The 14,795-nt window shown below is 73.6% G+C and carries 10 protein-coding genes, 1 tRNA gene and 1 pseudogene; 9 read left to right on the top strand and 3 right to left on the bottom strand.

The genetic code is table 11. From position 1 onward, the window contains the following. Nucleotides 1-66 precede the first annotated feature (66 nt). A complete protein-coding gene (locus CAE01nite_RS07980) occupies nucleotides 67-1,857 on the bottom strand; it encodes a glycoside hydrolase family 13 protein (protein ID WP_146902478.1) in 1,791 nt (596 codons plus the stop codon). A gap of 359 nt (nucleotides 1,858-2,216) precedes the next feature. Here CAE01nite_RS07980 and CAE01nite_RS07975 point away from each other — a divergent pair, with 359 nt between their 5' ends. Both CAE01nite_RS07975 and dnaG read left to right on the top strand, forming a co-directional pair. Beyond that, the gene (locus tag CAE01nite_RS07975; protein ID WP_146902688.1) at nucleotides 2,217-3,500 is read left to right on the top strand and encodes a deoxyguanosinetriphosphate triphosphohydrolase; all 1,284 of its coding nucleotides are present in this window, start codon (nucleotides 2,217-2,219) and stop codon (nucleotides 3,498-3,500) included. Between the two features lie 234 nt (nucleotides 3,501-3,734). Next, nucleotides 3,735-5,972 carry a DNA primase gene (gene dnaG, locus CAE01nite_RS18510; protein ID WP_246131073.1) on the top strand — a complete coding sequence of 746 codons (2,238 nt, stop codon included), beginning with the start codon at nucleotides 3,735-3,737 and terminating at the stop codon, nucleotides 5,970-5,972. A gap of 69 nt (nucleotides 5,973-6,041) precedes the next feature. On the opposite strand, the gene CAE01nite_RS07955 is transcribed toward dnaG, so the two are convergent. Continuing rightward, nucleotides 6,042-6,479 carry a hypothetical protein gene (locus CAE01nite_RS07955; RefSeq protein WP_146902475.1) on the bottom strand — a complete coding sequence of 146 codons (438 nt, stop codon included), beginning with the start codon at nucleotides 6,477-6,479 and terminating at the stop codon, nucleotides 6,042-6,044. Between the two features lie 442 nt (nucleotides 6,480-6,921). Beyond that, nucleotides 6,922-7,692: an HpcH/HpaI aldolase family protein gene (locus tag CAE01nite_RS07950; protein ID WP_186816465.1), complete on the bottom strand. Its 771-nt coding sequence runs from the start codon at nucleotides 7,690-7,692 to the stop codon at nucleotides 6,922-6,924. 166 nt (nucleotides 7,693-7,858) lie between these two features. On the opposite strand from CAE01nite_RS07950, the gene CAE01nite_RS18085 reads away from it, so the two are divergent. The 7 genes and pseudogenes from CAE01nite_RS18085 (at nucleotide 7,859) to CAE01nite_RS07915 (ending at nucleotide 14,261) form a co-directional block, all read left to right on the top strand. Then, the gene (locus CAE01nite_RS18085; protein WP_186816464.1) at nucleotides 7,859-8,368 is read left to right on the top strand and encodes a hypothetical protein; all 510 of its coding nucleotides are present in this window, start codon (nucleotides 7,859-7,861) and stop codon (nucleotides 8,366-8,368) included. Between the two features lie 24 nt (nucleotides 8,369-8,392). Beyond that, nucleotides 8,393-8,468: transfer RNA gene (locus CAE01nite_RS07940), tRNA-Asn, on the top strand. A gap of 496 nt (nucleotides 8,469-8,964) precedes the next feature. Beyond that, nucleotides 8,965-9,456: a DUF3644 domain-containing protein gene (locus CAE01nite_RS18940; RefSeq protein ID WP_146902470.1), complete on the top strand. Its 492-nt coding sequence runs from the start codon at nucleotides 8,965-8,967 to the stop codon at nucleotides 9,454-9,456. Further along, nucleotides 9,374-9,604 (top strand): annotated as a pseudogene (locus CAE01nite_RS18935) (DUF4259 domain-containing protein); the annotation flags it as partial. The gene CAE01nite_RS18940 and the pseudogene CAE01nite_RS18935, both read left to right, overlap by 83 nt. Before the next feature lie 59 nt (nucleotides 9,605-9,663). After that, nucleotides 9,664-9,816, top strand: a complete 153-nt coding sequence (locus CAE01nite_RS18930) for a DUF4259 domain-containing protein (RefSeq protein ID WP_146902682.1) — start codon at nucleotides 9,664-9,666, stop codon at nucleotides 9,814-9,816. Between the two features lie 623 nt (nucleotides 9,817-10,439). Beyond that, nucleotides 10,440-11,420, top strand: coding sequence for a LacI family DNA-binding transcriptional regulator (locus CAE01nite_RS07920; protein ID WP_246131072.1), 981 nt, complete (start codon nucleotides 10,440-10,442; stop codon nucleotides 11,418-11,420). Between the two features lie 276 nt (nucleotides 11,421-11,696). Then, complete coding sequence (locus CAE01nite_RS07915) at nucleotides 11,697-14,261, top strand: beta-glucosidase family protein (RefSeq protein ID WP_222595851.1); 2,565 nt, start codon at nucleotides 11,697-11,699, stop codon at nucleotides 14,259-14,261. The last annotated feature ends 534 nt before the right edge of the window (nucleotides 14,262-14,795 follow it).

Genomic DNA, 14,795 nt, shown 5'->3' with positions numbered 1-14,795 from the left:
GCGACGACGGGGCCCGCGCTCGTCGCGCGGACCCCGTCGTGCGACCCTTTCCGGGGTCGGCGTGGCCTAGGCCAGGCGGGCCCAGACGGTGGTGTCCGTGGGCACCAGCGGCGCGTCGGCGTCGCCGTCGAGGTCGGCGCTGGCGACGAGCACCAGCGCGCCGGCCGGGAGCCCGACCGGCGTGGGGCCGACGTTGGTCAGCACGAGGACGTCCCGGTTGACCAGGGCCAGGACGTGGGTGCGGTCCCAGCCGACCGGGCCGTCCGTGTCCGCCCACGCGAGCGAGCCCGTGCCGAGTTCGCTCTCGCGCCGCAGCCGCAGCGCCGCCCGGTACATCTCCAGCGTCGAGCCCGGCACACCGTCCTGCGCGTCGGCCGCGTAGGCACCCCACGACCGGGGCTGCGGCAGCCAGGTGGCGCCGGTCGGCGAGAAGCCGAAGCCCGGGGCGTCGGCCTGCCACGGCAGCGGGACCCGGCACCCGTCGCGGCCTCGCTCGGCGTGGCCGGACCGGAACCACGCCGGGTCCTGGCGCAGGTCGTCGTCGAGCGTGGTGTGCTCGGGCAGGCCCAGCTCCTCGCCCTGGTACAGGTACGCCGAGCCGGGCAGGCCGAGCATGAGCAGCGAGGCGGCGCGTCCCCGGCGCAGGCCCAGGGCCTCGTCCGGCTGCTCGTCCCCCTGGCCGATGCCCTTGGGCTTCGACCCGGCGTCCCGCAGGCCCAGGCGGCTCACGTGCCGGACGACGTCGTGGTTGGAGAGCACCCAGGTGGTGGGGGCGCCGACGGCGTCGCCGGCCTGCAGCGACGCGGTGACCACCCGACGCAGCGCCGGCACGTCCCAGCGCGTGGTGAGGAAGGAGAAGTTGAACGCCTGGTGCATCTCGTCCGGGCGCACGTAGCGCGCCAGGCGCGACAGCGGCTCGACCCAGGCCTCGGCGACGAGCGCGCGGTCGCCGTCGTACTCGGCCAGGACGCGGTGCCAGGACCGGTAGATCTCGTGGACCCCCTCCTGGTCGAACATGGGGCCGCGGTTCCCGGCGCCGGTGCTGGCCTCGTCCGCGCCGCCGTCCGCGCCGCCGTCCATGGCGCCGTCGTCCGTGCCGGCCGGCGGCTCGGTGCCCTCGACCATCGCGACGGTGCCGTCCCAGTCCGGCAGCCCGGGCGCCTTGACCAAGCCGTGGGCGACGTCGATCCGGAAGCCGTCCACGCCGCGGTCCAGCCAGAACCGCAGCACCGACTCCATCTCGGCGCGGACCTCGGGGTTCTCCCAGTTCAGGTCCGGCTGCTTGGAGTCGAACAGGTTGAGGTACCACTGGCCGTCGGCGACGCGGGTCCAGGCCGGGCCGCCGAAGATGGAGCGCCAGTTGTTCGGCGGCACCGAGCCGTCCGGGCCCGCGCCGTCGCGGAAGAGGTACCGGTCGCGCTCGGGGCTGCCCGGAGCGGCGGCCAGCGCAGCGCGGAACCAGGTGTGCTCGTCGGAGGTGTGGTTGGGCACGAGGTCGACGATGACCCGCATCCCGAGGCCGTGGGCTCGCTCGAGCAGCCGGTCGGCGTCGGCGAGGGTCCCGAAGAGCGGGTCGACGTCCCGGTAGTCGGCGACGTCGTACCCGGCGTCCGCCTGCGGGGAGGTGTAGAAGGGCGACAGCCAGACGGCGTCCACCCCGAGGGTGGCCAGGTGGTCGAGGCGGGCGGTGATGCCCGGGAGGTCACCGATGCCGTCGCCCGAGGCGTCGGCGAACGACCGCGGGTACACCTGGTAGATCACCGCGTGCCGCCACCACTCGGCGCCGGGGCCGCCGGCGGAGTGGACGGGCTCGGTCGTGAGGGCGGTCGGAGCGGTGGAGCCGGTGGCGAGGGTCAACGTGGGTCCTGTCTGTCGTGCGTGGGGACGTGCGGCGGATGGGAGCGGGCGCGCTCGTGGCGGGAGCCCGTCGGCGGGCGCGTTCGCGGCGGGGCCGAGGTCGGTGGCGGTCGAGCGGGCTTCCGGTGTCGTCGGGTGACGGCCTCCGGCCTCTGGCGGAGCGGCGGCCGTGCCGGTCCGCACGGTCCCCCGGGGTCCGACGCCGCCCGGTCGCGCGCTGGGGGCCTCGGCTGCGGTCCAGGGTAGGCGACGCCGGGCGGCGGGGCGCAGTCGGCGGCGCTCGCCGGGGAGCGCCGGTCGTTAGGGTGGCGGGCGTGTCCGAGAGCCGATCCGTCCAGCCGCTGCGCCTGCGGGGGCACGTGGGCGCCGAGGCCCGCGGGAGCGTGGACGACCGTGGCTACACCGCCGACGACCGGGCCCGCTGGGCTCAGGAGAGTCCCAAGTCCCGGGCGCGGACGCCGTTCGAGCGCGACCGTGCCCGGCTGGTGCACTCCTCCGCGCTGCGGCGGCTCGGCGCCAAGACGCAGGTGCTCGGGCCCTCCAGCGACGACTTCGTGCGGACCCGGCTGACGCACACCCTCGAGGTCGCCCAGGTGGGGCGCGAGCTCGGCAAGGCGCTGGGGTGCGACCCGGACGTCGTGGACACCGCCTGCCTGGCGCACGACCTGGGTCACCCGCCGTTCGGGCACAACGGGGAGCGCGCGCTGGCGGACCTGTCCGCCGACATCGGCGGGTTCGAGGGCAACGCCCAGACCCTGCGGCTGCTGACCCGGCTCGAACCCAAGGTCGTGGACCGTCACGGCCGCGCGGTCGGGCTGAACCTGACCCGCGCCAGCCTGGACGCGTCGGTGAAGTACCCGTGGGGCCGCGGCGAGCGCCCGCGCACGGAGGGTCGGGCGACGGACAAGTTCGGGGTCTACGACGACGACCGCGAGGTCTTCGCGTGGCTGCGCCAGGGCGCGCCGGACCAGCGCCGGTGCCTGGAGGCGCAGGTCATGGACCTCGCCGACGACATCTCCTACTCCGTGCACGACGTGGAGGACGCCGTCGTCGGTGGTCGCCTGGACCTGGCGGTGCTCACCCGCCACGAGGAGCGGGCCCGCGTCGTGGCGGCCGTGGAGGCCTGGTACGGGTACGCGGTGAGCGGCGACGAGCTGCTCCACGCGATGGACCGGCTGGTGGCGACCCGGCTGTGGGGACCGAGGTTCGACGGCTCGCGCGGCGCGCTGGCCATGCTCAAGGACGCGACCAGCCAGCTCATCGGCCGGTTCGCCGGCGCGGCGGAGGCGGCGACCCGTGAGCGGTACGGCGAGGGCCCGTTGACCCGGTACGCCGCCTCGCTCGTGGTCCCCGCGGGGACCCTCGCCGAGATCCTCGTGCTCAAGGGGCTGGCCGTGGCGTACGTCATGGCGCCGCGCGAGCAGGAGCCGCTGTACCAGCGCCAGCGCGACATCCTCACCGACCTGGTGCGCGTCATCTCCCAGCGGGCCCCGCTGGCGCTCGAGCCGCCGTTCGCGGCGGACTGGCGTGCCGCCGCCGACGACGCCGCCCGGCTGCGGGTCGTCGTCGACCAGGTCGCCTCGCTCACCGACGTCAGCGCCGCGGAGTGGCACGGGCGCCTGGTGCGCCCCCCGCGTCACTGACCCCGGCGGCCCCCCGCCGTCCCTCCCCGCCGCCTCCCCGCACCCTCCGCTGCACCCCTCGCCGAGTGCGACGTCCTGGACCGACCATGCGCCCGGAGCGGTCCAGGACGTCGCACTCGGCGGTGGTGGTGGCGAGGGCGGTGGGGGTGGTGGCGGGGGTGCGGGTGGTGGGGCGGGACGGGGTCGGCGTGCGGCGGGCGGGGGCGTCGGTGGTGACGCCTAGACTCCCTGACCGTGGCGGGGCTGATCCGGCGGGAGGACGTGGACGCGGTCCGCGAGCGCGCACGGATCGAGGACGTCGTCGGCGAGCACGTGACGCTGAAGACCGCGGGCGTCGGGTCGATGAAGGGGCTGTGCCCGTTCCACGACGAGCGGTCCCCGTCCTTCCACGTCCGGCCGCAGGTCGGCCGGTACCACTGCTTCGGGTGCGGCGAAGGCGGCGACGTCATCTCCTTCGTGCAGAAGATCGACGGGCTGCCCTTCGCCGAGGCGGTCGAGTACCTCGCCGGGCGCGTCGGCGTCCAGCTGCGCTACGAGGAGGGGACGGGTGGCCCCCGATCCGGGCCGGACACCGGGACCCGCCGGCGGCTCATCGACGCGCACGGCGTGGCGGCCCAGTTCTACGCCGAGCAGCTGGCGTCCCCGGCCGCCGCGGCCGGCCGGGCGTTCCTCGCCGAGCGCGGGTTCGACCGGTCGCACGCGGAGCACTTCGGCGTCGGGTTCGCCCCGCAGGGTTGGGACTCGCTGCTGCGCCACCTGCGCGGGCGCGGCTTCACGGAGTCCGAGCTCGTCGCGTCGGGCCTGATGAGCCAGGGCAGCCGCGGCGTCTACGACCGCTTCCGCGGCCGGCTGGTGTGGCCGATCCGCGAGGTGACCGGCGACGTCGTCGGCTTCGGCGCGCGCAAGCTGTTCGAGGAGGACCAGGGACCGAAGTACCTCAACACCCCGGAGACCGCGCTCTACAAGAAGTCGCAGGTGCTCTACGGGCTGGACCTGGCCAAGCGGGAGATCGCCAAGGCGCGCCAGGTCGTCGTCGTCGAGGGCTACACGGACGTCATGGCCGCGCACCTGTCCGGGGTGCCGACGGCGGTCGCGACCTGCGGAACGGCGTTCGGGGCCGAGCACGCGCGCATCGTGCGCCGGCTGCTGGGCGACTCCGCGGTGACCGGCGGCGTGCAGCTCGCGTCCGGGGCGTCGGTGGGCGGGGAGATCATCTTCACCTTCGACGGCGACGCCGCCGGGCAGAAGGCGGCGATGCGGGCGTTCGGCGAGGACCAGTCGTTCTCCGCCCAGACGTTCGTGGCCGTCGAGCCCAGCGGCATGGACCCGTGCGACCTGCGCCAGGCCCGCGGTCCGGACGCCGTGCGGGCGCTGGTGTCCGGCCGCCAGCCGCTGTTCGAGTTCGTGATCCGCACGACCCTCGCGGCGCACGACCTGGAGACCGCGGAGGGCCGGGTGGCTGCGTTGCGGGCGGCAGCCCCCGTCGTGGCCGGCATCCGCGACGCCGCGCTGCGGCCGGAGTACGCGCGGATGCTCGCGGGGTGGCTGGGCATGGACGCGGACTCGGTCCGGACGGCGGTGGCACGAGCCGGCGGTGAGCCGGAGGGTCAGCGCGGGCGCGCGGCGGACCACGGGCGCGGGCGCCCCGGCGAGCAGACCGGGGAGCGCGCCGGCGGGCGGGGCGGGGGACGTCCGGATGCGTCGGCCGGCGACCGCGGCGACCGGTGGACCCGCTCTCCCGCAGGGGATGGCGGCCGGGGGCGTGCCGGGGACGGCGCTCGCGGGCACGTCGGCGACAGCGGGCGCGGCCGGCACGCCGAGGCGCCGCGGGGCCGGCACGCGGACCAGGGGCGGGGACGCCCGGGGGAGTCGTGGGGCGGCTCGTGGGGGCCGCCCGAGGAGCCGCCGTACGACGCGGCCGGCGAGGTCGGGAGCGAACGGGGTCCGGGCGGTCCCGGTGCGCCCGAGCGCGCCCTGCCCTCACCGGACCGCCGGGACCCGGTCGCCCGGCTGGAGCGGCAGGTCCTCGAGGTCGCGCTCCAGCAGCCGCTACTGGTTCCGGCGGACTTCGACCTTCTCGGCGCCGACGCGTTCGCCGTGCCGGCGTTCCGGGTCGTGCACGAGGCGATCCGTGCGGCCGGGGGCATGACGGCCGCGCGCGAGCTGGCGGCCGGCCCCACGGCGGCCGCCGCCTGGGTCGAGCGGGTCAGCGAGGAGGCCGGTGCGCCGGTGCTCCCGCTGATCACCGAGCTGGCCGTGATGCCGTTGCCGGAGGACCGCCCCGCGGCCGTGGAGACCTACGTCCGCGGGGTGGTGGCCGCGCTGATCGACCTCGGCGTGACGCGGGACATCGCGGCCGCACGCAGCCGGCTGCAGCGGATGGACCCGGCGGGCGACCTGGACGCCTACCAGGCCGCGTTCGCCGAGCTGGTGGCGCTGGAGACCCGCCGTCGGGCCCTGCGCGGGGGCTGACGCGCTCAGCGGCGCCGCCGCGCGGCCCGGCCGACGTCGACCGGACCGCGTCGGGCACCGCGGGCCCGCTCAGGCGGGCGGCCCGAACGGCGGCGTGAAGGTGCAGGTCACCTTCAGCGTGCCGGCCGGGGTGACGACGACCTCCGCGTCGCCGAACACCTCGCTGAACCCGCCGCCGGTCAGCGAGCAGTTGGCCGGCTTGGAGAACCTCGTCGCCCTGTCCGGGCGGATCCAGGGGTCCGGGAAGTCCGGGTGCCGGACGACCTCGGGCAGGTCCCGGAAGTGGCAGCGGGTCACGATGGTGCCGTCGCGCAGCGTGCGCACCGTCGAGCGGTCGGCGTCCAGCCGGATGGGGATGCCGAGCGATCTCGGGCCCTTGACGCAGCGGCCGTCGTCGACGTCGATGTCGACGGTGTGGTCGGCGGCGGCCGGGCCGGCCGCCGCGATGCCGATGGTGGTCAGGGCGGCCGCCGCGGCGGCGACGGCGGGCAGTCGTCCGAGCTTCATGGTGGTGCCTTCCCTCCAGGTCACGGGCCGTCGGGCCCGAACGGCGGCCGGGCCGTCCACACGACGTCGAGCGTCCCGGCGGAGGTGAGGGGGGTCCGTGCGCCCGAGCACGTGAGCGGCGGCTGCCGGCGATCGCTGCGCGAGGGGTGCTCGACGGGCGGTCGCGGGCGAGACGTCGTCGGTACGGTCACCGGCGGTGGGACCGCCGTGGCCCGCTCGCGGGTGACGGGCTGGCGGGAGGCGTCGTCGACGCCCAGGAGCTGCCCCGCACCCATGACGCCAGTCTGCTCAGCGCCCGCCCGCCGTCAATGGCCAGGGTCGGTCGCGGCGGCGTTTCACCCGGCGAACGAGCGACCTCCGGCCGGGGCGCGGACCGAATCCTCGCCGGGCGCCGACGGCTGCGGGTCCGGGCCGGCCGGCCCGCGGCGGTCGCAGGGGCGGTTCAGGCGTCCCGGGCGGCGCTGACGAGCGACGCCGCCGCGGCGGGCAGCACGACGGTGTCGATGGCGACCGCGATCCAGGTGAACCCGTGCCGGGCGAGCACCTGAGCTGCGTCCAGGCCACCCGCGTAGGCACCGGCGGGCACGCCGGCCGCCCGGCACGCCGCGACGACCCGGCGGAGCGGGCCGTCGGGGGACTCGTCGGCGAGCAGGGCCGCGTGCTCGACGCCGAGGGCCAGCGACAGGTCGTACGGTCCGACGAACACCATGTCGACACCGGGTGTCCGCGCGATCGCGGTCACCCGCTCGAGCGCCTGACGGGTCTCGACCATGACGGCGCACATCACGGCGTCGTCCGCGGCGCGCGGCGACGGCGTCGGGGTGCCCCACACCTCCACCCACGAGCCGCGGCTGCGCCGCCCGTGCGGCGGATACCGGCACGACCGAGCGGCCCGGGCGGCGTCGGCCTCGTCCTCGACCATGGGCACCATGACGCCGCTCGCACCGGCGTCCAGGGCCCGACCGATCCACGCGTCGTCGTTCGAGGGCACGCGGACGAGGACCTGCGACGTGCGCCCCGGCCGGGGCGGACCGGCGAGGGCGCCCAGCGCGTCGACCACCCCGCGGTCGTCGTACAGGCCGTGCTGGGCGTCCAGGAGCAGCCAGTCGGCGCCGACGCCGGCCATGATCGACGCCGCCGCGGTGGACCCGAGCATGGACCACGCGCCCAGGTGCAGCGGTTCCGGTGCGGGCGCGGTCGTCTCGTCGGTCATGCACCGCATCCGAGCACACGTGGCGGCGCGGAGCCAGGCGTAGGGCACGGCGGTCGCGCGGCGGGCCGCCGGTCGGCGCGACGGCGGGCCACGTCGGCTGGGGCAGTGGCGGGCTCGGAGCGGGCCCAGCGGCAAGCACGGGGGCGGGCACGGCTACCGTGGCGTCATGCCGCTGTTCCGCCGCCGTCCGACCCTGCCCGCCGACGTCCGCCGGCGCCTGGACCTGGGCGCCGGCGACCGGGTCGTGGCGTCGGCGCAGCTCGTCGACGGGTGGGCCGTGGCCACCGTGCGCGGCCTGAGCCTCGCGCTCGACGGTCAGGACGTGCGCCGCCGCCCGTGGTCCGACGTCGACCGCGCGACCCTGGACCCGGCGACCTCGACCCTGTCGGTGATGTGGGTCGAGGGCGCGCCCGACCTGCTGCGGCTGACCGACGACCGGCCGGCGGCGTTCCCCGCGGCACTGCGCGAGCGCGTCCAGTCCTCCGTGGTGCACAGCGAGACGGTCACGACGCGCGACGGGCAGCGCATCCGGGTGGCGCTGCGCCGCGACGAGAACGGTGCGCTGCTCACGCAGGTGCTGGGGGACGAGCGGGTCGACCTGTCCGATCCGGCCGTCGCGGCCCTGGTCGACGCGGCGGAGGCGCGCGTGCGGGAGGCGGCAGGACTACCCCGCTAGCCCTGCTACAGTTTCCTCTCGCGATCCCTCGTAGCTCAATTGGCAGAGCATCCGACTGTTAATCGGACGGTTACTGGTTCGAGTCCAGTCGAGGGAGCCAGGACGAGCACAGGTCAGGGCCACCCTCGGGTGGCCCTCCTTGTATCCGTGCCCAACACGTGCCCAACCGAACCGGTCGCGGACTCACCACCCCGTGAGATCGGTGCCGTGCCTGGATGCTGGCGCGGGAGTGCCGCGGGCTCGGCCGGCGCCCGGGCGTAGGCCTCTACCCGCGGAGTAGCTCGCCGTCCCTCCACCCCGGTCGAGCGGTGTGCCCCCACGGCGCGGATTGACTGGGGGTCAAGGGGTCACAGGTTCGAATCCCTGTCAGCCCGACAGGGCTTTCGTCAGTGGCCCGCACCGCTTCGGCGGAGCGGGCCTCCCAGCGTCCGGTCAGCCTGACGGCCAGCCTCAGTACGCCCTGAACGGACGTGGACGCCCGAGGCATCGCGCTGGACGACCGGTTGATGCCAGCTCCGACGGTGTCCGGACAGCCCGCAGAGCGTGGCCGAGGATCCTGAGCGGCGACGCGCCGACGAAGCACGACACCGCTGGAGATGGTGGCCACGACCCAGCATCGGTGCAGCGGAAACGAGGTGGTGGTTGTGGCCCGCCCGAGGCGGCACTGGCCCATGGTGGAGGCGTCGCGCGACGCGGCCTCGCTCGCCGTCCGCCTCTACGGCGACCCGGCAGAGGTCCGCTCGTCCGAGGGCTTCGTCGTCCACATGCACCTCGCGTGGCTGTACCTGCTGCATGCGGAGTTCACACGGGACGGCGCCGACTACCGATACTGGCGTCGGGACAATCCCCGGCGTCTCGATAAGGTCGATGGCGAGGCGAGACGGTGGGAGCTCGCGAGGAGCGCCAAGGAACGATGGCCAAATTCGGAGGTTCCGTGCGAGCGAACCTCAACTTTCTTCATCGGACTACAGAACAAGGTCGAGCACCGCTTCGCCGGCGACCAGCATGGCCGGCAACTGGCGCGGGGGCGCTTGGGGACCCGGGCCGTTCGACAACGACACTGCAGCCGACTGGGCCAACGACCTTGAGGAAACCGATGTAGCCGCGCGGAACGCCATGATTCGCGATGCTTTGCTGCTGTCGGTAGAGACGCAGAACTACCTGCACGCACCCGACGCCATGGCCGCCCTCGCCGCAGCAGCCGTGGTGTCCGGTGCACGGCCGAAGGGTGGGAAGACGGTTCCGACTACGGTCCCAGCCCGGCAGCGCTCGACGGACTCGTCGTCGACGACGGCCTGCGCACACTCGCCGTTCGTGCCGTGGCACGAGCGCTCGACGCAGACTCCGAGTGGCGGCGATTGTGGGAGGACGCCCGGGAGCTCGAAGAGGCGCGCACCGAACTGGACCTGGTGCGCAGTGCCTCATGGACACACCGTCCGCTGGCTTGAAGCCGGGGGCGCGGCTCTGCCCACTGCACCCACGATCGTGCGCGTACTGAGCGCGCCCGGGCAGATCGGTGTCCATAAGACCGCAGACACTCCGACGCACCTGACTCGCACAGTTGGGCTCACGGCCTCCCGGTCACCGATGTGTGGTCCACCGCAATCGGTGCGGGCGGGTGCAGATTCACGACGGTCGAGCCAGCCGGAACCGCAAGCACCTACGGAGGATGTCGCGCCGAACGCTCGTGTCGAGTCGGCTGCGTTCCGCCTCGACAAGTGGCTCGACCTCCACTCGGCGCATCGGCGAGGTGTAGGAGATCGGTGCCCGCCCGGTGCCCGGCGCCCGGTGCCCAGGCGAACGCCAGCGACGCGTGCGGTCTCGATCGCGCTCACGTGTCACCGCGGTCGCCGGGGACACGGCCCTCGATGCCGAGGCCGCCTCGTGCGGGCGCGTGCGAGGCGGGTCCGAAGACCGTGTCGGTCGTTTGCACGCGCGGGGCCCGGCTACGTAGCGTGCCGTGGTGCCCGAGGACGAGGTGGCCGGCGACGACCTCGGGCGGATGGCGTCCAGGTCCGGTCGTGGACCGGCCGCCGAGGCGGCGACGAGCACCGCCGGGAGCCGCAAGACGGTGACGATCTACGACGTCGCCCGGCTCGCCGGGGTCGCGCCCTCGACGGTGTCCCGCGCCTTCGCCCGGCCTGGCCGGGTCAGCGCGGACACCGCTGCTCGAATCCGCTCCGCGGCGGCGGAGCTGGGCTACCGCGTGAACCCGCTGGCGCGCGCGTTGTCGACGTCACGGACCCACATGATCGCCATCATGATCTCGGACATCACCAACCCGTTCTACGCCGAGCTGGTCCGGGGTGCCCAGATTGCCGCGTCGGAGGCGGACTACACGGTCGTGCTCGCGGACGCTCGAGAGTCGGGCGTGCTGGAGCGCGAAGCCTTGGAGCGCGTGCTCCCGATGGTCGACGGGATCGTCGTCGGAAGCTCCCGCATGGCGGACTCCACGCTGCAGATGATCGCCAAGCAGAAGCCGCTGATGATGCTGAACCGACATCTCGTCGGTATCCCCAGCGTGGTGACGGACAACGCGAGGGGGACGCGCCGGGCGGTCGAGCACCTGGGCGAGCTCGGACACGAGGCCGTGACGTACGTCGCCGGGCCGGAGGCGTCGTGGGCAGACGGGATGCGCTGGCGCGCCCTCCGCGAAGCCGGCCTCGAGCTGCACCTGCACACCCGTCGAGCCGGACCGGTAGCACCAACCGTCGAGGGCGGCAGGCTCGCAGCCCTCAGCATGGTCGACGATCCGCCCACGGCGATCCTCGCCTACAACGACCTGGTGGCCATCGGCATGATCGGGGCCTTCGTGTCCACCGGATTCAGGGTCCCGCAGGACGTCAGCGTGATCGGGTACGACAACATCCTTGCGGCGGAGCTGATCTCGCCCGGCTTGACCACTGTGGCATCACCAGGCCGCACCATGGGCGCCGCCGCTGTGAAGAACGTGCTCGCTCTCCTCGGGGGAGCCCTGCCGCGCAGCGACCAGGCGTTCGTGATGCCCACGCGTCTGGTGGTGCGCCACTCGACCGGCCGTCCGCGACGGTAGGCGCGCCACGCAAGCAGGCCGCTACTGCCGTTCGCCCCGCACCCACGGTCCGGCACAGGGCAACTGATGGCAATCGGTTGCCACCCGGGTCTGCGTCCCTCAGCCTGGTCGCGGTTCGAGTCGCAGTGACGCGGCCGAGCCGAACCACCTGAGGTGACCGAGGCCGCGTGCCCCGGCACGCGTGCACTGCATCAGGAGCCGTAGCCGGGCGGACCCAGTCCACCCTTCTGCGCTTCGAACCCCGCGTACGTCCCGCATTGTCGAAGGAGACCCTGCATGCCATCCCGCCCTCACCGCCGAGGCCGCCGCTGGTCGGCGCTCGCCGCCGCCATCCCGGTCGCCGCCTCGTCGTTCGCCCTCACGGCGCCCGTCGTGGCTGCGCCCCAGACGTCCTCCGTCCAGGCCTCGGTCGAGGCCCTGCCGTGGATGAACACGTCGCTGTCGCCGGAGGAGCGCACCGGGCGGCTTCTCGACGCGATGACCCTCGCCCAGAAGTTCCAGCAGCTGACCGGCACTCCGCCGGAGATCGTTCCGGAGCTGCCGGAGTGCTACGGAGGTCGGCACGTCCGGGGAATCGCCGAGCTGCAGATTCCGACCCTGCGCATCACCAACGGACCGGTCGGTGTGGGCCAGAACGACTGTGTGGACGCAGCGCTCCTCGCTCTGCCCCCGGCGCAGCGCCCGCTCGGCGTGCCCTACATCCACGAGTCGTCGGCCAAGGCGACAGCGCTGCCGTCGGCGACGACCGCCGCGGCGTCGTTCGACCCCGACGTCGCCGGCTCGTACGGCGATGTGATCGGGACGGAGATGAACAACCTGGCCCTGCATGTGTTCGAGGCGCCGGGCGTGAACATGGCGCGCCTCCCGATCCTGGGCCGCAACTTCGAGTACTTCGGCGAGGACCCGTTCCTCAGCGGCACCATGGCGGTCGCGGAGACCAAGGCGGTCCAGGAGCAGGGCCTGATCGCCATGCCGAAGCACTACGCCGCGAACGAGCAGGAGACCAACCGCCAGGTCACCAACTCGGTGGTCGACGAGCGCACGCTCCACGAGACGTACCTGCTGCCGTTCGAGATGGCGGTCAAGGACGGGGACGCCGCCTCGATCATGTGCGCGTACAACTACGTCAACGGCGTCCCGTCGTGCCAGAACGAGTACCTGCTGGAGGACGTGCTGCGCGAGCAGTGGGGCTTCGAGGGCTACGTCCAGTCGGACTTCTTCGCCACCAAGAGCACCGTCCCCACGCTGCTCAACGGCATGGACCACATGATGCCGGTTCCCCAGCAGTGGGCTCCTGCCCTGCTGCAGGCGGCCCTGGACGCTGGACAGATCAGCGAGGCCGACATCGATCTCGCGCTCGAGCGTCGGTACGTGCAGATGTTCAAGTACGGCATCTTCGACCGGCCGCTGGTGCAGACCCCGATCGACTACGACGCGGGTGGCGAGCAGGCGTACGAGATCGGCACCCGGGGATCGGTCCTGCTGCAGAACAACGGTGCGCTCCCGATCCGGAGCGATGTCCAGGACGTCGTGGTGGTCGGCAAGGCGACGCAGGTCTACGCCCAGCAGGCGGTCGCCGGCGGCGCGCTGGTGGGGCGGCCCTTCGGCAGCGGCGGCGGCAGCTCGGACGTCGTGCCCGTCTACTCGGTCGACCCCGTCGAGGGCCTGCAGAACACGCTGGAGGAGCTCGGCAACACCACCGCCCGGGTCCGCCTCGTTCTCGTCGACGACGCCAACCAGACGGCGACCATCGACGGCCAGGCCGTCAGCTTCGACAACGCGCTGGCCGAGGCGGCCGGCGCGGACTCCGTCGTGATCATGGCCGGCACGATCTCCGAGGAGGGCGCCGACCGCGCGACCTTCACGGACGTGACCGGGACGCAGCTGGTCGACATCGGTGACGACCTCGACTGGTACGCCGACAACCTGAGCTCGATCGCCACCGTCGGCGGTCGCAACCCCGCCAAGAACAGCAACACGGTCGCCATGATCAAGGCGTTCATGGGCGCCGGCCCGGCGATGGCTGACAAGACAGCGCTGGTGCTCAAGGACAACGCCGGCGTCGCGATGGACCCGGCGCTGGTGGGCCAGCACGGCCCGTCTATCCTGGAGGCGTGGTTCCCGGGCCAGGAGGACGGCAACATCGTCGCCGACCTGCTGTTCGGTGTCGTCAACCCGTCCGGCAAGTCCCCGGTCACCTACCCGATCGAGGGCAAGGGCTTCCTCGACCACATCGGCGCCGAGCACTTCCCCGGAAAGCTGGTGGGGACCGAGCAGATCCCGCTCGGCTTCGGCGGCAGTGGCGGCACCATCACCGGCCGGCCGACCGTCGAGTACACCGAGGGCGTGAACATCGGGTACCGCTGGTACGAGGCGAACCTCAGCGGCGACTGCCCGACGGCCGACGACGGGTCCAACCCGTGCGTGGCATTCCCGTTCGGTCACGGCCTGTCCTACACCGACTTCGAGCTCTTCCGCGCCATGGTCGCGCCGCCGGTCTCGAAGGGGACCAAGCCGGTCAAGGTGCAGGCCTTCGTGGAGAACACCGGCGACGTGACCGGTTCCGAGGTCGTCCAGGTCTACGTTCGGGTCCCTGAGGCCGCCGGCACGGAGACCAAGAAGCTGGTGGGCTTCCAGAAGGTGGAGCTGCAGCCAGGTGAGAAGAAGCGGGTACAGATCCAGATCGACCCGGAGGCGTCTCACCACCCGCTGTCGACCTGGGACGCCGCGGCCGACCAGTGGACGACGCCGGAAGGTGGGCTCGAGGTGTACGTCGGGACGTCGTCGCAGGACGCCGAGCTGGTCAGGACGGTCAAGGTCCGCCAGATCGGCCGAGGCTGACCAGCTCCTCAGAGCAGCTCGCCCGGTGACAGGGCCGTCGGATGTCCCGTCCGGCGGCCCTGTCCTGGTACGCAGCTCGGACGTCGGTGGCCGGGTCGGCCGCGGCCGGGGATCGGGCGCCGCCCGTGGCGTCGCGAGCTCGGTGTTCCGGACATCGGCACGAACGAGATCCGATCATCCGAGACGGGGATGACGGCCCCTCGCGCGGGAGGTGAGCCGCCTCGCGGTACTTCCCGCACGACGGGCACCAGTTGCTGCCCGGATGGCTCGCGCGGCTCGCGCCCAGGGCCGCGCGGCAAGGTGAGCAACGACGCGTGCGGTCTCTCGGTACCCACGACGCTCGTCAACGCTTCCACCAGCCGCATGGCGGCAGCTTCGCAGTCGTCGGGGTGGAAGGCGGATCGCACGGCGGCTGCGCGGCCGGGGGTGACGACCGCCCACACCTGAGCTTCAAGCGCAGAGAGAACCGCGTGCCAGTCGCGATCAACGCGTAGGCGCTCGCGCGGTCGTCGAGGCGACGGTCGAGTTCTCGTC

The sequence above is a fragment of the Cellulomonas aerilata genome, assembly GCF_007991755.1.
Lineage (GTDB): Bacteria > Actinomycetota > Actinomycetes > Actinomycetales > Cellulomonadaceae > Pengzhenrongella > Pengzhenrongella aerilata.
This window is presented reverse-complemented; position numbering and strand designations above follow the sequence as displayed.